At 39.8% G+C, this 24,196-nt stretch carries 17 protein-coding genes; 8 read left to right on the top strand and 9 right to left on the bottom strand.

What is annotated here, in order from left to right; genetic code table 11:
* Positions 1 to 63 precede the first annotated feature (63 nt).
* The 3 genes from B5G52_RS18290 to B5G52_RS18300 form a co-directional block, all read right to left on the bottom strand.
* Entirely contained in the window at positions 64 to 798 is a 735-nt protein-coding gene (locus B5G52_RS18290; RefSeq protein ID WP_369679938.1) for an alpha/beta hydrolase, read from the bottom strand.
* 1 nt (position 799) lies between these two features.
* Complete coding sequence (locus B5G52_RS18295) at positions 800 to 1,477, bottom strand: YoaK family protein (RefSeq protein ID WP_087534090.1); 678 nt, start codon at positions 1,475 to 1,477, stop codon at positions 800 to 802.
* Positions 1,478 to 1,541: 64 nt separating this feature from the next.
* Positions 1,542 to 2,162: a MarC family protein gene (locus B5G52_RS18300; RefSeq protein ID WP_087534091.1), complete on the bottom strand. Its 621-nt coding sequence runs from the start codon at positions 2,160 to 2,162 to the stop codon at positions 1,542 to 1,544.
* A 298-nt stretch (positions 2,163 to 2,460) separates the two neighbouring features.
* Between B5G52_RS18300 and katG the strand changes: the two genes are divergently transcribed.
* Positions 2,461 to 4,638 carry a catalase/peroxidase HPI gene (katG, locus tag B5G52_RS18305; protein WP_087534092.1) on the top strand — a complete coding sequence of 726 codons (2,178 nt, stop codon included), beginning with the start codon at positions 2,461 to 2,463 and terminating at the stop codon, positions 4,636 to 4,638.
* A 124-nt stretch (positions 4,639 to 4,762) separates the two neighbouring features.
* Here katG and B5G52_RS18310 read toward each other — a convergent pair whose 3' ends face one another.
* Positions 4,763 to 6,592, bottom strand: coding sequence for a metallophosphoesterase (locus B5G52_RS18310; RefSeq protein ID WP_087534093.1), 1,830 nt, complete (start codon positions 6,590 to 6,592; stop codon positions 4,763 to 4,765).
* Between the two features lie 75 nt (positions 6,593 to 6,667).
* Positions 6,668 to 9,436: a TonB-dependent receptor gene (locus tag B5G52_RS18315; RefSeq protein WP_254911245.1), complete on the bottom strand. Its 2,769-nt coding sequence runs from the start codon at positions 9,434 to 9,436 to the stop codon at positions 6,668 to 6,670.
* Between the two features lie 219 nt (positions 9,437 to 9,655).
* Here B5G52_RS18315 and B5G52_RS18320 point away from each other — a divergent pair, with 219 nt between their 5' ends.
* The 3 genes from B5G52_RS18320 to B5G52_RS18330 all read left to right on the top strand — a co-directional run bounded on the left by B5G52_RS18320 (position 9,656) and on the right by B5G52_RS18330 (position 14,085).
* Positions 9,656 to 10,195 carry an RNA polymerase sigma factor gene (locus B5G52_RS18320; RefSeq protein WP_087534095.1) on the top strand — a complete coding sequence of 180 codons (540 nt, stop codon included), beginning with the start codon at positions 9,656 to 9,658 and terminating at the stop codon, positions 10,193 to 10,195.
* Positions 10,196 to 10,255: 60 nt separating this feature from the next.
* Positions 10,256 to 11,131: a FecR family protein gene (locus B5G52_RS18325; protein ID WP_087534096.1), complete on the top strand. Its 876-nt coding sequence runs from the start codon at positions 10,256 to 10,258 to the stop codon at positions 11,129 to 11,131.
* 101 nt (positions 11,132 to 11,232) lie between these two features.
* Entirely contained in the window at positions 11,233 to 14,085 is a 2,853-nt protein-coding gene (locus B5G52_RS18330) for a TonB-dependent receptor (RefSeq protein WP_087534097.1), read from the top strand.
* Between the two features lie 85 nt (positions 14,086 to 14,170).
* Here the strand turns inward: B5G52_RS18330 and B5G52_RS18335 are convergent, their stop codons facing one another.
* Positions 14,171 to 14,842: an FMN-dependent NADH-azoreductase gene (locus B5G52_RS18335; protein ID WP_087534098.1), complete on the bottom strand. Its 672-nt coding sequence runs from the start codon at positions 14,840 to 14,842 to the stop codon at positions 14,171 to 14,173.
* Positions 14,843 to 14,971: 129 nt separating this feature from the next.
* Between B5G52_RS18335 and B5G52_RS18340 the strand changes: the two genes are divergently transcribed.
* The 4 genes from B5G52_RS18340 to B5G52_RS18355 all read left to right on the top strand — a co-directional run bounded on the left by B5G52_RS18340 (position 14,972) and on the right by B5G52_RS18355 (position 18,693).
* Positions 14,972 to 15,823 (top strand): LysR family transcriptional regulator, encoded by an 852-nt coding sequence (locus B5G52_RS18340; RefSeq protein WP_087534099.1) that lies wholly within the window; start codon positions 14,972 to 14,974, stop codon positions 15,821 to 15,823.
* A gap of 278 nt (positions 15,824 to 16,101) precedes the next feature.
* Positions 16,102 to 17,595 (top strand): IS21 family transposase, encoded by a 1,494-nt coding sequence (gene istA / locus B5G52_RS18345; protein ID WP_087534100.1) that lies wholly within the window; start codon positions 16,102 to 16,104, stop codon positions 17,593 to 17,595.
* A complete protein-coding gene (gene istB, locus B5G52_RS18350) occupies positions 17,588 to 18,355 on the top strand; it encodes an IS21-like element helper ATPase IstB (RefSeq protein WP_087534101.1) in 768 nt (255 codons plus the stop codon). Before istA ends, istB begins: the two co-directional genes overlap by 8 nt.
* Positions 18,356 to 18,414: 59 nt before the next feature.
* Entirely contained in the window at positions 18,415 to 18,693 is a 279-nt protein-coding gene (locus tag B5G52_RS18355; protein ID WP_087534102.1) for a helix-turn-helix domain-containing protein, read from the top strand.
* 193 nt (positions 18,694 to 18,886) lie between these two features.
* Here the strand turns inward: B5G52_RS18355 and B5G52_RS18360 are convergent, their stop codons facing one another.
* The 3 genes from B5G52_RS18360 to tmpT form a co-directional block, all read right to left on the bottom strand.
* The gene (locus tag B5G52_RS18360; protein ID WP_087534103.1) at positions 18,887 to 20,740 is read right to left on the bottom strand and encodes a P-loop NTPase fold protein; all 1,854 of its coding nucleotides are present in this window, start codon (positions 20,738 to 20,740) and stop codon (positions 18,887 to 18,889) included.
* A gap of 251 nt (positions 20,741 to 20,991) precedes the next feature.
* Positions 20,992 to 23,334, bottom strand: coding sequence for a S9 family peptidase (locus B5G52_RS18365; protein ID WP_087534104.1), 2,343 nt, complete (start codon positions 23,332 to 23,334; stop codon positions 20,992 to 20,994).
* Between the two features lie 172 nt (positions 23,335 to 23,506).
* On the bottom strand, positions 23,507 to 24,139 hold the full coding sequence (gene tmpT / locus B5G52_RS18370; protein WP_087534105.1) for a thiopurine S-methyltransferase: 633 nt from the start codon (positions 24,137 to 24,139) through the stop codon (positions 23,507 to 23,509).
* Between the last annotated feature and the right edge of the window lie 57 nt (positions 24,140 to 24,196).

Raw genomic sequence — 24,196 nt, forward strand, 5'->3', positions numbered from 1 at the left:
GTCCTTGAATTAGCGTTGTTGGAAATGCCGTACTATGTTTAGCCCCATCAATAATATTTATCTTCAACTGAATATGCTTACTGTCTCTTTGACGTATTTTAGCCGCAAGCTTGTTAGCTCCTGCACCATATTTTGACCTTCGCCAAACTCTTGCGTTTCTTTACTACCAACCGATATATATACTTTAGTTGGTTGCTTTGGCGCAGTAATTAGCTGAGATAAGATCGCCTCATCATCAAACCACACCGACGGACTCCCAATAATATAGCTGCTAAATAAGTCTGGCTGAGTAAAAAGCACATGAGTGGCAAATAAACCTCCCAATGAATTTCCGACTAAAGTACGGTGGTTTGGCTTAACTCGATAGTTAGCGTTGATATGCTCAAACACCACATCAGCAATAAAAGTAATATGTTGTGCGGCTTTACCTGTCTCTAGCCGCCAATCCTTTGCTTTGCTTGGCGTGTAATCTCTAATTCGGCTAGATGCACCTTTTGAACCATGTGAATAACCAATCCCCACCAGTATCGCTTCATCCATTTTAGCGCTGTTCATGGGAAAGCGTGTAGCACCTGAGGCTAGCTCAAAGGCATAAGGTGCATCAAGTAAGTAAATAACAGGATAGGTGCGGTTTGGCTTGTTACTGTAACTACGCGGTAACTTAATAGATAAGGAGTATTTAAGCTTTATAGTGTGATCAGTCACCTCAAGCACTGAACTTCGAGGAATTTGATAAGCGTGTTCTGCACTTATGCTAAAACTAATAAGCAATAATAAAAGCGAAAGAAAACGTTTCACATTAGCCCTTGTTTATTGAGTGTTTAAACCTGGCACTATAAATTGAATAAGATAAAGCTAAAAATACACAAATACTCGCAGGGATAAATAACGCATTAAATCCAAGCATATTAAAAAAATACGCGCCTACTGTTCCGCCCAAAATAAACCCTGTAATTATCAATATAAAGAGCAGCGCTTTTCTTTTATCGAATGCCTCACCACGTAATCTTGCGCCAATCATTATGCCTAAGTCAGTAAAAATCCCCGTTACATGGGTTGTTCTAACAATGGCACCACTAAAGGTTGTCGCTAAAGCATTTTGTAAACCACATGCAGCCGATGCCAAGTAATGTCCGTATATCAAATTATTAGCGAGGAAATAAACGGATACAAATAACAATAATGCTTCAAACGCTAATAGACCACTGTAATTATGACCTAGTTTAAGCGAGCCACTACGGATAAAGAATCCTGAAATCATTGAGCCACAAACAAAACTTAATAAAATAAAAGCAAGCTGTGACACATCACTTAAACTTACATTAATAATCCCTGTACCCAATGAAGTCGCAGTTCCAGATAAATGTGAGACTGATTGGTGTTTAAACCCTAACAAGCCAATTGCATTAACCAGACCTGCAACTAACGCTAATATGAAAGAGCCATATTCCACCCAACGGGGTAATTTTGTAATCACAACAATCCTTAAAATGTAGTATTTTATAAAATAACTTAGAATCTGTAGATACTCTCTTCTTGAGCTACATTGAAACTAATTTAAAGTATTCGGTAAACCCCGTAAGTATATTTGTTGTAGCAATCGCTGACAAAATTAGCCCCATCACACGGCTAATCACGCTGGCGCCACTGCTGCCAATTACTTTACTGATATAGCCAGAAAGCAGCATTAATACATAAACCACGGTCAAAACCAACAACATAACTAATGCTGTTTGCAATTGCTCCCAAATACTAAAAATAGCATTTTCGGTTAACAATACAGCCGTTAAAATAGCGCCAGGACTGGCAATTGAGGGGACAGCAATAGGGTAAATAGCGGTTTGTTTATCCGATTTAACAAACAGCTTGAGCTCCTCCTCGGGTTTGCTATCACCAAATATCATACTCAATGCAAATAGAAATAAAACAATTCCCCCTGAGATTTGAAACGCAGGTAAAGGAATAGATAAGGCTTTTAAGATTATTTCGCCAATAACAACAAAAAAGATTAGCACTGCAGCCGAAGCTAATGTCGCCAAAAGTGCAATACGTCGCTTGGTTTTCGCATCGTATTTTTCGGTCACAGCAACAAATACAGGCACCGTGCCTATGGGATCAATAACAGCAAAAAAAGTAATAAAAACAGCAATAAAGTCAATCATGCATTTTCCACCTTATTTTAACAGCTGTATAGAAAGTAACATTTTTCTTTAAACAATTGGATTAATATTAAAGATTTATAAACAACAGCATCTAATTTATAGATGGCTTCAATCGCTTTAAACCCTGTTCTGAAGCTAGTTTTTATCCATCTATACTCTATATTGAAACTATTAACTAAACTTTATTAAAACAAGCTAATCACACATTAACTTAGATAGTAGGTTTAAGACTTCTAACTAAGCTTTTTTGATATGGTTTAAATAAGTAGAGTTTTTTATTCCGATACAGGAGCTAAAAATGAGCAATTCAGGTGCGGGTAAATGCCCAATCATGCACGGTAGCAATACACAAGCGTCTAATTCCAATACTGATTGGTGGCCAAACGCGTTAAATTTAGACATTCTTCATCAACACGACACAAAGACCAATCCATACGACGATGATTTTAATTATGCCGAAGAGTTTAAAAAGTTAGACCTTGAAGCGGTAAAAACCGATTTAAAAAACCTGATGACTCAAAGCCAAGCATGGTGGCCAGCTGATTGGGGCCACTATGGTGGTTTAATGATCCGCATGGCGTGGCACTCAGCGGGATCTTATCGTTTAGCTGATGGCCGTGGCGGCGGTGGCACTGCAAACCAGCGTTTTGCGCCATTAAACTCATGGCCTGATAACGCCAATCTTGATAAAGCCCGCCGCTTACTATGGCCTATCAAGAAAAAATACGGTAATAAATTATCCTGGGCTGATTTAATTATTTTAGCCGGTAACATGGCCTATGAATCAATGGGCTTAAAAACCTTTGGTTTTGCCGGTGGTCGCGAAGATATTTGGCACCCTGAAAAAGACGTTTATTGGGGCGCTGAAAAAGAATGGCTTGCCCCGAGTGATGAACGTTATGACAACGTAGCAAAACCAGACTCTATGGAAAACCCATTAGCGGCCGTGCAAATGGGCTTAATTTACGTAAACCCTGAGGGTGTAAACGGTCAACCCGATCCACTTAAAACAGCACAGCAAGTTCGCGAAACCTTTGCCCGCATGGCAATGGATGACGAAGAAACGGCAGCGCTCACCGTCGGTGGTCACACAGTTGGTAAAACTCACGGTAATGGCAGTGAAGAAAATGTAGGTCCAGAGCCCGAAGCCGCTGATGTATTTGAGCAAGGCCTTGGTTGGAACAATCATAACTCACGCGGTATTGGCCGCGATACCATGACCTCAGGCATTGAAGGTGCATGGACAACTCACCCAACTAAATGGGATAACGGCTTTTGTTATTTACTTCTTAACTATGATTGGGAACTCACCAAAAGCCCTGCTGGAGCATGGCAATGGGAACCTATAAATATTAAAGAAGAAGATAGACCTGTTGATGTTGAAGACCCATCAATTCGCTTAAATCCAATTATGACTGATGCCGATATGGCAATGAAAATGGACCCGACTTATCGCAAAATCATTGAGCGCTTTAACGATGATTTTGAGTATTTTAGCGACGTATTTGCACGAGCGTGGTTTAAACTAACCCATCGTGACTTAGGCCCTAAATCACGCTACCTTGGTGCTGATGTGCCAAGCGAAGATCTTATTTGGCAAGATCCGATCCCAAGTGTCGATTACACTTTATCTGATAGCGAAGTGAGTGAACTAAAATCTAAACTTTTAAATTGTGGTATCAGTGCCAGTGACTTGATCAGCACCGCATGGGACAGCGCACGTACTTATCGTGGTTCAGATCATCGTGGTGGCGCCAATGGCGCACGCATTCGCTTAAGCCCACAAAAAGATTGGCAAGGTAATGAGCCAGAGCGCTTAGCTAAAGTGCTCACTGCGCTTGAAAAAGTACAAGCTGATTTAAGCAAGCCTGTTAGTTTAGCGGACTTAATTGTGCTTGCTGGTACCGCAGCCGTTGAACAAGCGGCAAAAGCAGCGGGCGTTGATATCACTGTACCATTTGCGCCTGGACGCGGTGATGCAACAGACGAAATGACCGATGCAGAGTCGTTCGATGTGCTTGAGCCTATTCACGATGGTTTTAGAAACTGGCAAAAACAAGATTATGTTGTATCCGCTGAGGAGCTACTGCTAGAGCGCAGCCAACTAATGGGTTTAACAGCACCAGAAGTCACGGTACTTATTGGCGGTATGCGTATGCTTGGTACTAACTATGGCGGCACTCAGCACGGTGTATTCACAGATAATGTGGGCACACTCAGCAATGACTTTTTTGTTAATCTCACCGACATGGATAATCGCTGGGAGCCTGCAAGCAAAACTACTTTTAACATCGTTGATCGCAGCACTGACAAAACTAAGTGGACAGCAAGCCGCATTGACTTAGTATTTGGTTCAAACTCTATTCTACGAGCGCTTGCGGAATTTTACGCCCAAGACGATAACAAAGAGCGCTTTGTAAAAGACTTTGTTCAAGCGTGGGTTAAAGTAATGAACGCTGACCGCTTTGATATTTAATTAAAGCACTAAGCTAGTTTTAAGAACTGCGCGAGAGTTAACACTCTCGCGCTTTTTTATTTATAACAACATATACCGAAAACTGTAAACCCCCATTACATCAGGAAAATTATTAAAGCCGCAGTTATAGCGATAGAGTATCCACAGCACAGTTTTGCAATGGTTTATTTTCAGATATATCAATAATTAAGCATTTATCTGGTAGCGCATGATTAAGATTATCGTAAATACTGAATGCTTGAGTTAGGGCTGATTTTAGCTGACAAATGTTTTCACCTTTAGTATCGCTGCTAACATTACACCCTGTATTGTTATTTAATATATTGGTCATTGTTTGGTAGATGTGCTGCGTAGCTTGCGATATATCAGTAAAAGCGAGGGTGCCAGCATTTCGCACCAAATAAAAATCAATGATGAAATCGAGTACGCTTTTAGTCTGCAAGCCTTGTCGTTGTGCTTTTGGTAGTTGAATATCAATATTAAACAAAGCTGTAATCTCTAACAACGACATATTCAGCACTTGCTCACGAAAACCTTGCGGCCACTCCCTAGGAATAAACCGCCATTTTGCCAAAGCTTGTAAGTGCATTTTGCTGTAACTATGGTAACTTTTGGCTGTCAAAATTCGGTTATTCCACAGCTGTTCTGGGGCGTTTTTCAGCAGATAATCATGTTCTTTATGATAAGCACTAAACAACAAATCAAACTGTGCAACATTATCAATCGTAATAGTATCGACCTTTGCCAACTGATTATTAAGTGTAACTAACTTATAAGCAGGGCGGTACGCCGCGATAGAGGGTGCTTGAATATTAAATAAGGTGTTATGTTCGCTTTCAATAACGAACGTGTCATTCATATGCATATGCCCGCCGATGTGCAGTTTTAAACCTGTTTCGGCAAGTAATTTTCGGGTATCAATACTAGGCTCTCTAGCTAACTGAAAAGCCGAATCACCAAATAATGATTTAATCGACTGCGTTTGGCCATCATAAAACTCCCCCATCGGAAAGTGGCTAAAAGCTATCAAGGTTTTATTTTGCTGCTTAGCACGCTTAACCACTTTCGTGATCCAATCTAATAAAAAAGGTTTCTCAGTCAGTACCTTGTTATAACCTGCATTACCTGAACCTTGAAAAACCATAGTGCCATTTTTAAACTGCGGGATATAGACATTAGCATCTATAGCAAGCAACCAAAGTCCCTTCACAGGCTCAACTAAATAACTCGTATCGGGAACTTGCTTGCAACTGGTTTTGTCGTTTTTTACGCATTGTGTGTAACGACGTTCGTCTAGGGAACCTGCTTTACCAAAAGGGGTTTCCCACAGTAAGTCACGGTTATCAGGTAACAAGCCAAATGCTCCCATTATTTCAACGATTTCTTTATACCCTGCATGGGCTATTTTATCGCTGCACACTAGAGAGTTGTTATCTATGGAGGTATGTTCACAACGCGGGTGATCCGTTGAGTAAATACCCACTTGCTGACCTTCCAATCCCAAAAAGTCAGCTTTACCGCCTGCGCTTTTAAACGGTTTAACGGGATCATGATTACCTGGAATAGCAAAAAAACGCATACCATGTTTTTTGGCGTAGCCATCAAGAATAGTTTTTAAGCCCTGTAAATGTACTGGTTGACCGTCATCAGTAAAATCCCCTGGTAAGGCGACCAACTTTACTCCCTTAGCCGCAATGTCATCTAATGTGGCAATTAATGCAAAGTAGTTTTCATTAAATAAACGGGTTGAATGGATCTGCGCCTGCATACTACGAATACTTACAGGCTTTTCTGCTTTACCTAATTCAATGCCTTCAAACCCTTCTGTTGAAAAATCACCATAAATATCATGAAAATGAATATCCGGCACAAAGGCTATTTGCGTATTACTTAGTGGAGTAGCATGTAATGTTGTAGTAACTATGCACAGTATTAAAGGTAGCAATAACTTCATAAAAATGCCCTGCTATCATATTTAAAACAAAAAAGCCGAGAGCGTATAGACTCCCAGCAATATAAGTTTTTATAATTAAAAAATAGCTCTAAAGCCTAACGATACACGTCGACCAGAGAACTCATACATAGTCGGGAAAGCAGGATCAAGAGTATAACCTGTGGTTTCTTCGTCAGTGATATTAATCCCTTCAAGCGTTACCTTCATAGAGTCATTAATATTGTAACCTAATGAAATATCTGTTTGCCCGTAAGCATCACGATAAACTGGGTACATATCACGCTCAATATACTCAACATACTTGTCTTTGTAGTTATATGAAATACGCGCATCAAAGCTCTCATTCTCATAATAAAAAGTCAGGTTATAGGTTTCATCAGCGAGGCCTTCTGGCGGTGTTGGAATACCTAAATCAGATGCACCCGTTAATGAATTATCTAATGTCGTGTAGTTTGCGTTAATACCAAATCCATCTAACATGTTGTGAAAACGAACAAATGGAATTTGCGCGATAAACTCAATACCGCTAACATCATACGAGCCCTCAGCATTCACTTTTTGATAGACATCAAAGTCATAAACACCATCAACAGTACCGTTATCATTGTACTTAGTCACACCTTCAACTACACCGGTGAGAGATTCACGAACAACACCTTCAATTTCTTTTTCAAAATATGAAACAGCAAGTAATCCTCCTTCTTCTAAATACCATTCAAGGCCCACTTCCCATTGGTCGGCATAAGTTGGTTGTAGGTCAGGATTACCATCACGGTATTTAAATTCACTCAAACTCACAGTGCGTTTATAGGCAATATCAGTGAGAGCAGGGCGCATAAGTGTTTCAGATGCCGCGGCTCGCAGAACTAGGTCATCATTAAGTTCAAGGGTAAAGTTAATACTTGGCAGTAAGTCGGTGTAGTTACCACTTTTTGAAACAGGCTCTGAGGTATAATTTGTTGTACCGTCATCATTTTGAACCTGATGATAACCTGATGAATTTACATCGGTATCAATATAGCGCACGCCTGTATTAAGCGTTGCCGGCATATCACCTATATCAAAAGCAAAGTCAGCCATTGCGTAAATTGCCGTTGTTTTCTCTTCTACTTGATAGTATTGGTCTGGCTCAAAATCTACCCCAAAACCTTCGTATCTAAGTTGCTCGCGGGCATAACTGTTTGAAACCTGACTCCAACCTTGCTTTGATGGCACTTCAGATAAGTACTCACCACCATTTACCAGATCTGTAATACTTGTCAGTTCACTATCAGCTAAGGTACGCGTACCAACCCAAGAAGAATCACCTGCTGATGGACCGGTTACTCGATTAGAACCGTAATTACGCTCTTTTGATTTATCAGTGTACCGTGCACCAAATTGCACTTTGGTTAACGCAGGGAAAAACTCTAAATTTAACTGGCGAGTAAAGTCTAGTTGCGCAGCATATTTATCATCTGAAATAGCCTCACGATTAACTTCATTGTAATCAAATAAATAAGCTTCTGGAGAATTATACATATCAAAAGTATCTGCGCTATTACTTGGAATAGTCTCTGCACCGGTACTCGTATAACGCGAACGAGTTGCTCGATAGGTTGTGTGCTTTAAGTTTGTCGACTCAATTGATTTATCTGCACCACTGTAGCCAAATAAGCCATTAATATCCCACTCGCCGACTAACCAATCCATAGCAATGCTAAATTGTTGGTAGTCTGTATCACTGCTGTTTTCTTTACTTAAAAATTCATGTTGAGTCGCTGCATAATCAACATCGGTTAAAACAGTAATGCCATAATCACTTAAGGTTGAACTATCATATTGATTAACACGTTCTAAAGAACTAATACTTGAAGCCGCATAGGCAGCAGCATCGTATTCATCCTCATGATCGTCAAAATTACCCAGGAGGCCATCAAAAGTTAAGCTAAATTCACTACTTGGTTTATATTGTAATGAAAGCGTTGCGCCCCACTTTTCTTGCTCGGTTAAATAGGAACGATCGCCTACTTTGTTTAAAAACACCACTCGACTGGTTTCATCGCTATCGAAACGATCATTAATCGTAATTCCCGTATCTCGCTCAAGTACATCAGCTGCTTGATCTGATTGCCATTGCGATGAACCTGATTTTTCTAACCAGCGTGAAAGCGGACGAAAATCGATACCTGAGTTACTATCTGTTCTGTTTGTTCGCTCTGAGTAAGCTATCGAAGCAAGCGCCCCCCAATCACCAAACGTATTACTCGCTAGAAATGCAAATTTAGGATCTGTTTGTTCTGAGATTTCATTATAAGCACCTTCAACGGATGCCACTAATTTGCGTCCTTCATAATCAAATGGCCGTGCCGTTGTAATTGCAACAGAGCCCGCAATACCGCCTTCTTCATCAACAGCCGTCGGCGATTTTTTCACCGTAACACTTTGAATAATCTCAGAAGCGAACATATCAAACTCAACATCTCGGCCACCACTACCAGAGGCGGTAGCAAGATTATTAATTGATACAAAGGTAAACTCGCTCGGTAAGCTACGTACATTAACTTTTTGGCCTAATCCCTTGTTACGCTCAATGGTTACACCTGGCATACGTTGTAATGCTTCAGCTAAATTTTGCTCTGGGAAATCAGCAATATCTGACGCCACGATTGAATCTGAAAAACCGATATTCTCGCGCTTTAAATCTATCGCTTTTTCTAAACTTTTAATATAGCTACCCGTTACGACGATTTGCTCCATCGCTTGTTCTTCATTTTCAGTATCTTGTGCAAATGCAGGTGCGACAAACAATGCGCTTAATGCTAGTGCTAAAGGTGATAATGTAAAAACTCGCTTAGTCATCATGTTATTCCTGTTGTAAGTATTACGACTTTAAATTGATTTCGCTTCTAATGACGCAGCGTAAAATTAATAGGGGACGTATTTATTCGATGAAGTTTTTGTGTCGGTTTTACGACACCAGCATCACAAAAGTGTCATTAAATCATCATAAAAAAGGTGTCACCTTTGCTCTAGTATTAGCGTCTATTAAAAAACCTAATCTTATAGATAACGATAAAAATAATGCCGCAAACACAGACGTCGCCATCACTTATAAGCGAACAAGGCCAACAGAATAGACCACTCGTAAAATGCTTTATTGCTAACCAAGATGCATTGAAAAGTTTTTTTCGTCGTGGCGTTGGTGAAGATGCCGATGCTGATGACTTATTTCAGAAACTGCTAATGAAAGCATTAAAAATTGAATGTACTGCGCATATAGATAACCCATTAGCCTATGGCTATCGCATGGCACACCATTTGGTTGTTGATCATCATCGTGAACAAAAGAAATCTCCTGAGAGCCTAGAACATGAGCCTGAAAGTAATGACCTTTCTCTAGAAAACCTGCTTGAGCATGAGCAGCGGTTGCGTGTGTATCAGCAAGTGCTGGCACAAATGCCTGCACTACGTCGGGATGTATTTATTCGTAGGCGCTTACATGGAGAGAGCCGCCAGCAAATATCGCAAAGCTTAGGTCTATCTGAAGAAGCGGTAAAAAAGCATATCTCACGCGCTATGGATATGCTTAAAGATGCTATCAGCGCATTTATCGCCGACTAATTGTCCCCTTAGAGCATGTTAAGTCGTTATATTAGTAATAAAGACAGATAGAGAAATTTAATGCATACCCCATTCAAACCTGACGATGAAAGTAATGAGCAGCTTGAAAAAGCAATTTGGCAAGATACGGCACTCATTCAAGCATTACAAAAAGCAGATTCACAGCAAAAGTTGAATGAGCCTACGGCAATAACACCGCGTAAAAAGAGCCCCTTATTAGTGTGGGGTAGTGCGGTTGCTGCATCTTTAATTATGGCATTTATTGGCTTAACTCACTTAAGTGATCCAGCAACACCACAAGCATCAACACTTGTTGCAGCGCAGCAGTTTTTTGCAACAAAAGCGTCTGACATTACTTTATCGGATGGCACAGAGGTCGCATTAAATACGCAAACTGATTTACAGTTTAATGAGAACGATAAAACCAGACAAGCAACTTTGAGCAAAGGTGAAGCGTACTTTTCTGTAAAGCGTGATGAACAGCGTCCATTCACAATTAATACAGGCAACGCAACAATTAGTGTACTAGGTACTGCTTTTAATATTGATAAAACTCTCCGTGAAACAACCATTGATGTATTTCACGGCAAAGTCGCAGTCAATACGGCAAATAATGCAAAGCAAGTAGAATTAGTTAAAGGCCAGCGTGCCCGTGTCAGTGATAATAATATTGTTGTTACTACATTTAAAGCAACCCAACCAGACTGGCAACTTGGCTGGCTAGATTTAGAGAATGTAACAATTAACGATGCAATTTTTCAACTTAATCGTTATACCGACAAACCTTTAGTGTTAAATAATGTTGATGCCCAACTGCGTGTTAGCGGGCGTTTTAAAACCGCAGATGTTGTGGGCGCAGCGACATTAATAGCGCAATTAAATCAACTCAAAATCAATAGTTTTGACGACAGTGTAGTTTTAAGCCCTATTGAGTGATGAGTTGGTTCTATTTACCCTCAAATCATGGGTGCTGTCATAAATTATTCATCTAAATTCTTCACACTTAGGGTTTAATGAAATTGAAAGGCCGTTCATAGATGTTACGTATAAGCAGTTTATTATGTGTAGCACTTTTGGGCCTTAGTTTTACAACGAAGGCAACAACGGGCTCAAGCTTAATAGAGCAACTTACCCTTTTATCTGAGCAATCTAATACAGCATTAATCTACGATAGCCAATTACTCAAAGGGCTAGCGCAAAAACCAGTCCAAGTTACAACTCTCGAAAGTACACTAAATCAACTACTGAAACCTCACCAATTAAACTGGAAAAAAACACCCGCGGGTATCGTTATTTTCAAAACAACAGTAGTAAATAAAGCACCTTCATCAGCTACAAAAGCTAAGTTTCTAGAAGAAGTTACAGTGACCGAGCAATTACCCAAAGCTTCCTCTGCAGACACCTACAATACTAATTACCAGCAGGCAGTGAGTTATGCGCAACAAGTAAAAAGTGATTATGCTGGGGAGAGTGAAGTTGCTATTGGCGCTATGCTGACACAATTACCCGCTGAAAACCTAGCCGAAGCATTACAAGCCGTACCGGGATTAAGCATTACTCGTGATCGCGGTGAAGCACTTAACATCAATGCTATGGGGCTAGGCGCTGAATATCAATTAACGCTTTTTAATGGTCGCCGTCTAGCTAATACTGAAAACGTGCGCAACTCAAATCAGTATGGGCAACAACATCGATTTGATATTTTCAGCGCAGGGCTATTCTCAAATATTACCGTGTATAAAACAGCAGAGCCGAGCTTGCCAAGTGGTGCTATTGGGGCAACTGTAAACTTATTGAGCGATGATCCGCTGGCATATGAAGAAAATAACTTACAAGTCATGTTAACCGCAGCAACTTTAGAAGGCGATCGTAATTTTCAACCGAGCTTCGGCTTAACCGCAAATGGCAAAAGCGACAACATAGGTGTTATTTTCAAAATGAACTACGAAAATCGCTTACAGCGCCAATATCAGTTTGAAAGCTGGCACTGGGGTGATAATAGTGGTGCTCCGAGTAAATACCAGTGGTCAGAATTAGACGATAACACTTTAGTACCGACAGACGGTTTAGCAATAACCATCGAAAACGAAGATCGCACTCGCGCCACTTATTACGGCGCTTTAACATGGCAAGCTTCAGAGCATTTAACACTCAATACACTTTGGTTTAGGTCCGATACTGACTTTTCGTTTGATGAGCATAGACTAGGGATCAACCCTCAAAGTCAAAATGCAATTGCAGAGGTTTCAACACCATTAAATAGTATAAATGAGTTATTTTTTAGTAATGTAAATGCTAAAACCAGCCGTGAAGAGTCTAAGTTATATTATGCTAATCAAACGCTGCAAGTAGATGCACACTGGCAACCAAATGAGCAGATACCATTAACTCTTTCTCCTTTTTATAGCCGTAGCGAAGCAAAAAGCGAAACCAAAGAGCCCATCACGAGAGTGCATGCTGCACTTTCCCCTATGAATGCCTACGTTGATTTACAAACTAATTCTGTAAATGACTATAGCTTTAGCCGTAATTTAGGTCTTGTTAATAGCTATTCACATATCAATCAAATGAGTAAACGTACTATCAATGTACTTAATAAAGTGAATGAATGGGGAATTGATGGCAGCTGGGAAAGTTCAACTGACTCAGGTTTTCAGCATTTACAATTTGGCTTTTTAAGTTCAACACAACAGTATAGTTATACTCGCAGAGATATTAGTTTAGACGCCCAGTCTTTAAACGATCTACCTAAATTAGATGGCCGCTGGCTGGAGCCAATTCAACATGGCTTTAGCGCTAGTTTTATTAATTCAAAAGTGCAGTCGTGGTTGATCCCAAAAAGCGATTTATTTCAGCTCTATGATATCAATTTACCGTTTAATAATATTACTGATAACGACTACCTTAATAGCTATCAAGTTAGTTTTGAATCAAATGAAGGGTATTTATCTTCACAGTGGCAATTAGCAAACGTTACTTTAAACGCAGGGCTACGTTACAGTGATACATTAAATAAAACACAAGGTGCTCAGCTTACAACTGATGGTGAATTAACACCTTTAAATAAAAATCATCATCATAACTCTTGGTTGCCTTCAATTAATATTAAGTGGCAACCATCAACATATTGGCAATGGCGAACGAGTTATAGCCGTACGATTAACCGACCGAACTATTCGGATCTTAACCCCAAACTACATGTAAACTCCGGTGGTTTACCTTATACCGAGCTGGGTAACTCAAATTTAGAGCCTGTTATTGCTAATACCAGCACACTTTCAGTTAATTGGCTACCAGAGGATTTAAACTTACAGCTACTAGCTTTTAACCATAATATGGATAATTTTATAGTTGAACAAACTAAAACGATTAACTATCAAGGGCTAAATTATATTTCCCTACAACAAACTAACGATGGCAAAGCGACTGTAAATGGTTTACAGGCTAGTTCACAATGGCAACTCCCCCTATACAGTCCATGGTTTTTACAAAGCCAATTATCAGCAAACCTTACTTATATAACAAATGCTGATGTTATAACTTTTGGTGAAAATAATTTTGATGTTGAAGGGGTCTCGGATTGGACTGGTAACCTGCGCTTTTTGGTCAGTGATGATAAATGGCAAGCCGCAATCAATATAAACTATCGTAGTGACTTTTTAGAGCAGCGAGACATCAGTAATAACGCTGATATCTATGTTGAAGATTACATCAGCACCGACTTAAGTTTTAGTTGGTTTTACTCAACCAGTGCGAGTCTTCGCTTAGATGTATTTAATGCCACCAACGAACCCCTTACTCGCAGCGCCAAAACTGACAACACCAGCTCCTTAATGAAAGTCGAAGAATTTGGCCGCCGTTTTGTAGTTAGCCTGTCACTAAAAATATAAATTTGCCACAGGTAGGCCTATATTTGTAAACCCCCATTACATTTTGCTTATAAATACCACACTAACAAGTGTGGTATTTGCTCCATTAAGTCATTCCATAACTAATATTCTGCGCAAGTGCTATTGCTTGACTATAAGCGTTACTCAACGATTGTTGATGGCGAGCATCAGCAAACTCCTGATACTCAGAAGCTATCTCATAAATGCTTGTAACACCTAAGTACTTGCTTAACGTACGCAAGTGCGGCACTAAATGACTCATGTGTTCACGTATGCCGCCTTGCTCAAAACCAAATTCACCGGTTGAAGTGATCACAACTAATGTTTTACCACCTAACAAAGGCTGTAGCGGGAAGTCACCACGGGAAAGATCAAAATCAAAGATTTTGTTGATCCGAATAACTTGATCAAACCACGCCTTTAGCTGCGCTGGCATCCCGTAGTTATACATAGGCGAGGAAATCACAATAATATCAGCGGCTGCAATTTCAGCGATTAATGTGTCTGACAACGCCAATAACTGTAGTTGCTCAGCTGTCTTTTTATTCTCTGGGGTAAATACCGCACCTATCCAATCTTGAGTAATAAAAGGCGGCGGGTTCACACCTACATCACGATAAATATACTCATCTATAGCTTGGTGCTCTGCAAAGTTATCTGTAAAACACTTAGCAATATTTTTAGAGATTGAATCGTGGCTTGGGTTGTCGTTTTTAGCAGCTCTTACGCTTGCATCAATGTGAAGTAGGGTAGTCATACAGTTTATCCTGTTAGTAAGTGTGCAACAATCATCTAACTAATAGTGTTTTTTCACAAACGAGTTAACCTCAGCCATAAGTAAGTTATACTCATCTATAATTAATTTCATTCTTTGTGAATATCACTTATGCAAGTTTCACTACAAGCGCTTAAAGCCTTTGAAGCTGCGGCACGTTTAGGCAGTTTCAAAGCCGCCGCGGATGAACTATCCATCACGCCAACCGCGATTTCACATCATGTAAATAACCTTGAAAGTCGTTTAAATGTGGATCTATTTTACCGCCAAGTTAGAAAGGTAGCCCTCACACCAACCGGGGAATATTTAAGTGCGGCCACGAGTGACGGCTTTAACCGCATCAAGCAAGCGCTGGCAACTGTGCAAGCCACAGGCAGAGCCGTTAAAATAACCACCACCTCATCACTGGCCGCACTGCGCTTAATTCCCGCATTACAGGAATTATCGATTAACCATCCAGACCTTGAAGTAGATATATCAACCAGTGAAGCCGTTGATAAACAATCCCACACCTTACCTATTCGTTTTAGCGAACGGCACAATATTAACGCCGACGACATTATTAAAACCGAACAATTTAACGTATTCGGCTCATACAAAGCAGCAGATACCCCATGGCAAAATGGCCCAGTTACGCTGTATACCACAAAATGGAAAAACAACGCCCTGAGCGAGCCACCAATTAAACAATGGCTTACTCAAAACAACTTAGATCCTGCGTTATTTATTATTAAAACCTTTGACCAAGAGCTGTTTGGCATTCAAGAAGCTATGGCTGATTCAGGACTGGTGTTTTGCTCAACCACTCTTGTACAACGACTTTTAAACACGGAGTTACTAAAAAACTTTAATACTCACGCGGTTGAATCTGAGTTTTGCTACTGCGTGCCTAATAAACAGCGCTTTTCAACTAGAGATACACGCCTCGTTTTAGAATGGGTAGAAGGGTTGTTGGGTAGATAAAGAGGTGTTAGTTTATAGAGAAATAAATTCACAGTTTATTGTGAATTTAGTTGGTTACGAGTTAGTTTTGGTTATGATTCACAAAATACTGTGAATTTTAGCTTTACTTAGTTACTTCCCGCCTTAATTCACAAAATATTGTGAATTATTAGCTTTTCTGTACTTTTTTAACTACTATTCACAAAACTATTAGGCGACAATTAGCTTGGCCGGGTCACGACAATTAGGTTGACCGGTTTTGGTACACTTCAGATATATCAAATTCAACAGAGAAAGATATGTCTGGAAAACCCATAACCAAACAACAGGTTAATTTATATATGTCTTATCGTAAGGATCATAAACAAGCAACAGCCGCAGCCCAAGCGGGTATGTCAGAACGCACTGCTAGGCGTATCGAATCAGGGCAACATTCAACTTCAAAGCAAACCAGAACTTATCGAACTCGCAAAGATCCACTTGATGGTTCATTTGAAGAACATTTGGTGCCATTACTTAAGGCTGATCCAGCGCTTCAACCCATCACATTATTAGACTATCTTGATACCGTTATGCCAGGTAAGTTTGGTCACAATCATTTGCGCACATTGCAGCGTCGAGTTAAAAAATGGTTGGCCACCGAAGGACCCGAACAAGAAGTTATCTTTCGCCAAAAGTACATGCCCGGATTTATGGGCATAACAGATTACACTTGGATGAATAAGCTTGAAATCACTATTAATGCTGAAATATTCGAGCATAATATTTTCCATTACAAACTGGTGTTTAGCGGTTGGACGTATGCGCAGGTCGTCTTTGGAGGGGAAAGTTTTGAATCACTATCTACCGGTTTACAAAATGCCTTTTGGCGCAGTGGTGGTGTTCCACAAACTCACCGTACAGATAGCTTAAGCGCTGCATTCAATAACCATTATGAACAAGAAACCTTAACTGAGCGTTATCAAAAGCTATGCAAACACTATGGCGTTGTTGCGACTCGAAACAATAAAGGCGTTGCTCACGAAAATGGGGCTATTGAGGTAGCACATAGCCATTTTAAGCAGAAAGTCGACCAGCAATTACGACTGCGTGGTAGTCGTAACTTCACGACAATTAACGAGTATCAATCGTTTTTAGATGTAATTGTCGCCAAAATTAATCGTCAATGCAAAACGCGGTTTGAGGAAGAGCGTAAACACCTCGGTGAACTGCCTAAGCGTCGGACGAATGATTTCAGCGAACAATACGTCAAAGTCACATCAAGCAGTACCATTAGCGTAAAGCGAGTGACATATACCGTGCCTTCCAGACTTATTGGACATCGATTGCTTGTTCATATTTATGATACCCGGCTTGAGTTATTTCTTGGTCACGAAAAAACATTATCATTACCAAGAGTTTATGCACAAGGCCACCTACGCTCACGCGCAGTCGACTATAAGCATGTGATCCATTCACTTGCGAAAAAGCCTAATGCGTTTAAATACTCACAATTACGCGAAGACTTAATTCCTGAAGGTGATTTCAGTTTACTGTGGCAGCAACTAACCCAAGAGCACGTCAGTGATAAGGATTGTCGTTATATGGTTGAGTTATTGTTGCTCGCTCATAACTATGATTGCGAACAGGCGCTTGGCCGTTATGTATTTAAAAACCATGAACAGGGTAAACGGATATCGATTGAACTGTGCCGCAAAATGTTTGGACCTAGCACAATTGTTATCCCCGACATTGTAAGCCAACAACATCAAATAAGTGATTACGATGCGTTACTTGGAGGCTTGTATGGCTAATATTCAAAGCTTACCGATATTATTAAAAGAGCTGCGCTTAAGTGCAATGGCTAAAGACTGGGAAGTGATTGCTCAAAAGGCTGTTACAGAGCAATGGGAGCCTGAGTTATTTCTTGCTGAGCTTTGCGAGTTGGAAGCGACCCATCGCCATGAAAGCCGATTAAAACGATTGCTTAAAGAAAGTAAGTTACCTGTTGGAAAACAGCTCCATCAATATAAGTTCGATGAAATTGAAGGTGTTACATCACTGCAAATAAAACAAAAAGTGAGTCAGATTGATTGGCTTAGACAAGGTCATAATATCTTGCTGTTCGGCGCTAGCGGCTTAGGTAAAACTCATTTAGCTTGTGCCATTGGTTACTCATTACTTGAAAAATCAGTGCGTGTTAAATTCAGCACTAGCACTGCTATTGTTCAAGAGCTACAGCGCGCAAAAGAAACGTTAGGCTTAAATGACGCGCTTAAAAAACTTGATAAGTATGAATTGCTGATCTTGGATGATATCGGCTACGTAAAAAAGAATGACAGTGAAAGTCAGGTATTGTTTGAATTGATTGCCCATCGATATGAACGAGGTAGTTTGTTGATCACATCAAATCAAGCATTCAGTGAATGGGATAGTATATTCGGCGATAACATGATGACAGTTGCCGCTATCGATAGACTTGTTCACCACAGTGACATCTATAAAATCGAAGGTGAAAGCTATCGTAAAAAACAAGCAATGAAACTTAATTCAAATACCGGCCAAGTTAATTGACGCTGACCGGACAAGTTAATTGACGTCTGATACAAAACACTGTGAATTTTGGATTGGTAATGGAAGTCACAATAAAGTCAGCAAAACAATTAGGTAAATTGGCAAGTATAGTGAGAAAAAGCCAAAAACTTGATCAAAGAACAGCGGGGGACTTCTCTGGCATTAGCATTAATACAGTGAGTGACTTTGAAAATGGCACAGGATCGTTATCAATTGGCCGCGCGTTCGACTTAATGGAAGCTTTAGGCTTAGAAGTAAAAATAGACGTAGTTGTACCTCAGCACGATGAAAAGGCTAAAAGTAAATTAATAACGCAAATCCAGACAATAATAATATAGTGACAATCGAGCACCAGCAGCGAGACTTATCCGGTCTATATATTCGTTGCGTTTATTGATATAGATCACTTACCTCCACACTGAACATATGAAGGGTTTTATTTATACGCTCATATTTTCAGGCTGAGGCTAAAAATACCACTGCGCTCTCGACTATTTAGCTCAAGATTATGGCCTTAGTATTATTAGGCATTTAGTTAAGAGAATCTTTCTGCTGCCTATCCTTTATAGTAGTTACAGCATTCTTAAGCTCAACTATTAATTCTTTAAGAACACCTTTTTGTAGACGACCAGGTATATCCTTCCGCTTTAACTCCAATTGCATGGAAAGTTGATCTATAGCAGGTAGTTCTAATTTATCTTTTTCTAGATGATTAGCTATAAGGTATCTTTTTCTAATAAAACCTACGAAATCAGCTATTTCCATCGCGGTCCATTGAGCAATAGCTCCTGCGAGTTTTTCGTGATCAATACTATGGAAAAATGGCTTATTTTCAATATGATATTGAGGTTTATGAATAGTCTTTCGCCAATCTTTTAAGAAGCTTTCTGTAATAGAAGCTTCATGCTTAGATTCAGAGCGTTGATATATTTTATTAATGGCTTGCTCAAAGCTAGCCGTCCTAATTTGATTAGATTTGTAATCTCTAAAATTTAGGCGAGAATTATTTACTGTGTCTAGATCTATAACCCCATCTTCTAAAACTCTTGTTTCTAGCTTATTAGTAAGCTTAGGTATATTAGCGTTTTCAAAGTACCCTCGTTCATACATAAACAGATATGTATCACAACATATTACCCAATCTGACCAATTTACATTGTTCATGGTAAAGAGTAATTCCTCCAACTGCTTAATACCCAGCTCAAATTCGTCTTCAGTAGTAAAACTATAAAATGTGTGAGCTTTAAAAATATCTATGGGATTAGATGGTCTAGGTAGTTGAAATCGCTTAATGAACTCTTCATCACTGAGTTCAGGTACAAGGTTAGTAAAACAGTATTCTGCCAAAACATCGATAAAAGGCAAGCCGTTAAGCAGTGAACTTAATTGATCGAACAAAGTTTTTTGCCGCAGCTCTTCTTCGGAAAGCTTCTCCACCTGAGGCTGGTCTTTTTTACGGGCTCTTGCTACTGTCAATTGGTGGGTTCGCCACTTTTTAGTATTACTTAGTATTAAAACAAAATCTTCCCAGTTTAATTTGTTAGAGTAACAATAAAGCGTCAGAAGAAGAATATGTTGGGTTAACATTTCGGCACTACGCCTTTGATCTATTTCTTCGATATCGCCAACTCTTTTCATTAATTTTATGATTCTATTTACGGCTCGTTGAAGCACTCGTAAATTATTGATATCTATATTAAACGTTTGTGCTTGGTTAATCGTTTGAAAAATTACCTTTTCCACCGCAGGCTCTAACACGTCATTATAAATTTGATTAATAATGGTAAGCAGCTCTTCTGTCGTTCTAGTAAGTTTGATTACGTCACTAAAAGACTTTTCAATTTTGTTTTTATCTTTTAATGCAGCCACGTTTGCTACTGCAATGATTTTTATTTTGTTATTTTCAGCAAATCGCAAGCAGGTTCCCATTATGTCGGCAATTAATTTTTCATCTGTTAATCGCTCCAAATCGTCTACGACTAGCGTAACGTCTTTCATATTTTGGATTGCTTTTTGACGAAGAAAACCTGTAGTTCCAGATATTACACCTTGAATAACTCCCGCTTCACTAACATCAGCCCCACACATACGAGCGAGTTTGCTACTTAAGTTTGTTAAACCATCAAGGTACTTTGAACCTTCTTTTTGGTTGGATATATACAGTGAAACGATTTGATCCTGAAATTCTGTGACATTTTGTATGCCAAACACTGAGATGTAATGATAATCACCAAATTCTTGAGGATCAGATTCAATCAACGGGCTTAGTTCATTATCGATTAAGTAAGTTTTACCTATCCCCCAAGCGCCATCAAGTAGAACAATTGGAGGGTGACTAGAGTCCTTTAGCTGCTCAATAATTTGTTTTGTTGCTTTGCCTGCCATGATTACTCTCAATAAATTTGATTCTATTTAGTATAATTTATCGAGACTGGTTTATATAGAGCCAGAAAAGATAGGAGTCATGATGTCGCTTGTCATTAGCATCAACTACTTTGCCAATACCTACAAATTTTTGTTGGGTTTCGCTGCACTCTACCCAACCTACGCTCTGTAAACCCCCGTTACACTTTGATTAAAAAATCCGCACACTAATAATTAGTATGCGGCTTCAGTATTTTACTTTTTTAAATCAATTATTTAGTTAACAAGTTCTTTTCAAAAAACTCGGCCATCATGGTGTGATAGTGCAAAGTGGTGCCTTTGCCTTCGCGCAAGCTATGTGAGCGGTTAGGGTATGAGAAAAACTCAAACTGTTTGTTGTGCTTAACAAGTTCGTCAATTAAACGCTCTGAGCCTTGGTAATGCACGTTGTCATCGCCTGTGCCGTGAATAAGCAATAGCTTACCAGTTAGGTTTTTCGCGAACGTAATTGGCGAGGTGTTATCGTAGCTCTCTGGGTCGGTATTTGGGTTACCCGCGTAACGCTCTTGGTAAATAGTGTCGTATAAACGAATGTCTGGCACTGGCGCTGAGGCTATACCCACTTTAAATTTATCGCCATGGCGGAACAATAAGTTAAGGGTTGAACTGCCGCCCCCTGAATGGCCCCACACGCCAACACGGTCGGTGTCGATTACATCCCAACGTTTGGCCATGGCATCTAGCGCATCAACTTGATCTTGCACGGTAATTGAGCCGATTTTTTTATAAATCGATTTGCGCCAATCTCGGCCTTTGGGTGCACGTGTACCGCGGTTATCAACCGATGCCACAATAAAACCTTTTTGCGTTAATAGTGATTTATACAAGTAACTATTACCTTCATAGCGGTCTTGCACTGTTGAGCCCCAGGGTTCACCGTATACGTAAAAAACAATCGGGTATTTTTTACTTTTATCCATGTTCTTTGGAAACATAATGTAGCCATCAAGCTCGGTGCCATCTTGCGCGTTGACTTTGAAAAACTCATGGCTTGGTAAGCTTTGCTCAGCGAGTTTTTCTTTCAGCTCGTTATTTTCAACTAAGGTTTTAACATTACTGTGATCGCTCACTTTAATGATTTCTTTTGTTGGAGGGGTGCCAAATTTAGAATAGCTGTGCATGGCCCATGAGGCATCTTTTGACATGTAATAGCTGTTTGAGCCTTCAAACTGAACAGGGGTCACACGCACAGGTTTGCTGCTACCATCAAGTGGCGTGCTGTATAAATAACGCTGGCCAGGGTTCTCTGGCGAGGCAATAAAATACATGACATTTTTTTCTTCATTGATAGTGAGCATATCAACAATATCGTAATCGCCAGGTGTTAGGTCAATAATAGTTTTGCCATCGCGCGATACACGGTAAAGATGACGCCAACCGTCACGTTCGCTATGCCAAATAAAGAACTCGCCATCTTTTGACCAGTTAGCTTTATAAAACCATTCAATAAAGGCATCGTCTTTGTCTTCTAAAATTTTAGTCAGTTGCTGTTTTTGCCAGTCAAATAACCAAACCTTGTTGTGGCTTTGTGGACGATTTAAATCTTGGATCATTAATTCATCGCCTGTGCCTGCCCAGCTAATACGCGGAATGTAGCGATCGCGATTATCACCTTCGAGATTTGCCCAGCGCGTTTGTTTGTCAGCAAGACTTACCACACCAACACGAACTGCTGAGTTAGTTTCACCGGCTTTAGGATAAGGGAATTCTTTTAGAGTAGGGTAGAGTTCATCAGTGTTGTTGATCATAGTGAAAAACTTCACATCGCTAGTATCAAGCTGCCAATAGGCGATTGATTTGTTATCTGGGCTCCAACGAAAACCATCAGCAATGGTGAATTCTTCTTCGTATACCCAATCAAAGTTGCCATTAACAATGGTGGCGCTGCCATCTGTTGTCAGTGCTGTTACGTCATTACTGCCAACCGCTTGCATATAAATATTGTTATCACGCACGTACGCTACTTTTGAGCTATCTGGCGAGAACTTAGCAAACATGAGCTTAGTTGGTTCAACGTCTGCGCCACCTAATTGCTGTAATTGATTGGTTTCAAGGTTGAGTAACCAAAAATCCCCGCGGCTGCGTGAACGCCAAACTTGCTCACTATTGGTAAATACCATGAGCCATTTACCGTCTTTTGACCATTGGTAGCTTTCGATTGCAAATGGCTCGTCTGCGCCTTCTGGCAGTAGCCTTTCAAACTCAACTAGAACTTTACGACCCGTGCCATCGGCATTGTAAAATACGATATCGTTACCTTTTACGCCGTGTTCTTTTTCGTCATCAGCTTTGGCATTCTCAGCGTCGTTATTTTTATCTTTTTCGCTTTCACGCTCTTCAAGCACTGTGTAACCGGTGCCATCGTCTAACCATTTAAAGTAAGTATTACGCTGTGCTTTGAAGTATTTATCTTTATAGATTTGCTCAAGGGTAAGTGGATTACTAACTTGGCTCATTGCTGTACTCCCTGTGGTATTTTGCGTTACAGAGCAGCCTGATAACGAAAGCCCGGCGAGTACCGACAGTACTAAAGCCGAGGATTTAAGTAGTTTCATGTGGAGATCCTAAAGTAAGGTAATGCTTTTGTTATTGTTAAAGATGTCTTGCAATAAGCTTACTTTAACAAAAAATACGTTTAAGATCTGAACGTTTGTCGCAATATAAATAAGATTAAGCTCAAAAGCGATGAACTTTAATTATCTCACAACTGAAAAGTTGATCATTGCATTAGGTTAAGTACCAAATTACATTATTAGCACTCACTTTCCCCTTTAATCCACCTGCAACAGGCTCTTCACACAGTAAGTTAAGCTTATAATACGCTGCATAAAGTGCTTGTATTTCACTCGCTACAACACTAAATGGAGGACCTGCTACTTCGTTTTGATCGTATTCAAATACTGCTAGAAGCTGCGGCGCATTGCCTGTTATTTCAATAAGGTGTTGGCTGTAGTTATCTCTCATTTCATGGGGGAGGGCAACAAGCGCTGCGCGATCATATATCGCATCAACTTTAGATAATAGCGACTTGGTAACGTTAAAAATATCACCAACCCAAACAGTAAGCTCTGCTGCGTTATAACATAGAAGCTCATTATGCTTGGTAATCGTGGGGGTAAGCGATAAATCACTAAATAGCTGTGAAATAGCAATTTCACTTAATTCAGCACCAACTACTTTTATTCCCTTGTTTAACAAATAATGAATATCGTAAGTTTTACCACACAGAGGAACAAAAACAGTATCACCTTGCTGTAAATTTAACTTAGTAAAATAACGATCTAAATACTGGTTTACTTCACCTTCGTGAAAACCGATTTCATTTTTTTCCCAACGTTCATGCCAATGATTTGCGTCCATTTTGATTCCTCATATTAAAGCTTAAATAAGCAAATTTATAATATAAACCATGATAAT

Source organism: Pseudoalteromonas sp. A601, from assembly GCF_002165575.1.
Classification (GTDB): domain Bacteria; phylum Pseudomonadota; class Gammaproteobacteria; order Enterobacterales; family Alteromonadaceae; genus Pseudoalteromonas.

Bases quoted from the DNA above. Each gene is read 5' to 3' on its own strand.
- B5G52_RS18300 (WP_087534091.1), bottom strand. From the start codon at position 2,162: ATGATTGACTTTATTGCTGTTTTTATTACTTTTTTTGCTGTTATTGAT.
- katG (WP_087534092.1), top strand. From the start codon at position 2,461: ATGAGCAATTCAGGTGCGGGTAAATGCCCAATCATGCACGGTAGCAAT.
- B5G52_RS18310 (WP_087534093.1), bottom strand. From the start codon at position 6,592: ATGAAGTTATTGCTACCTTTAATACTGTGCATAGTTACTACAACATTA.
- B5G52_RS18315 (WP_254911245.1), bottom strand. From the start codon at position 9,436: ATGATGACTAAGCGAGTTTTTACATTATCACCTTTAGCACTAGCATTA.
- B5G52_RS18320 (WP_087534095.1), top strand. From the start codon at position 9,656: ATGCCGCAAACACAGACGTCGCCATCACTTATAAGCGAACAAGGCCAA.
- B5G52_RS18325 (WP_087534096.1), top strand. From the start codon at position 10,256: ATGCATACCCCATTCAAACCTGACGATGAAAGTAATGAGCAGCTTGAA.
- B5G52_RS18330 (WP_087534097.1), top strand. From the start codon at position 11,233: ATGTTACGTATAAGCAGTTTATTATGTGTAGCACTTTTGGGCCTTAGT.
- B5G52_RS18335 (WP_087534098.1), bottom strand. From the start codon at position 14,842: ATGACTACCCTACTTCACATTGATGCAAGCGTAAGAGCTGCTAAAAAC.
- B5G52_RS18340 (WP_087534099.1), top strand. From the start codon at position 14,972: ATGCAAGTTTCACTACAAGCGCTTAAAGCCTTTGAAGCTGCGGCACGT.
- istA (WP_087534100.1), top strand. From the start codon at position 16,102: ATGTCTGGAAAACCCATAACCAAACAACAGGTTAATTTATATATGTCT.
- istB (WP_087534101.1), top strand. From the start codon at position 17,588: ATGGCTAATATTCAAAGCTTACCGATATTATTAAAAGAGCTGCGCTTA.
- B5G52_RS18355 (WP_087534102.1), top strand. From the start codon at position 18,415: ATGGAAGTCACAATAAAGTCAGCAAAACAATTAGGTAAATTGGCAAGT.
- B5G52_RS18360 (WP_087534103.1), bottom strand. From the start codon at position 20,740: ATGGCAGGCAAAGCAACAAAACAAATTATTGAGCAGCTAAAGGACTCT.
- B5G52_RS18365 (WP_087534104.1), bottom strand. From the start codon at position 23,334: ATGAAACTACTTAAATCCTCGGCTTTAGTACTGTCGGTACTCGCCGGG.
- tmpT (WP_087534105.1), bottom strand. From the start codon at position 24,139: ATGGACGCAAATCATTGGCATGAACGTTGGGAAAAAAATGAAATCGGT.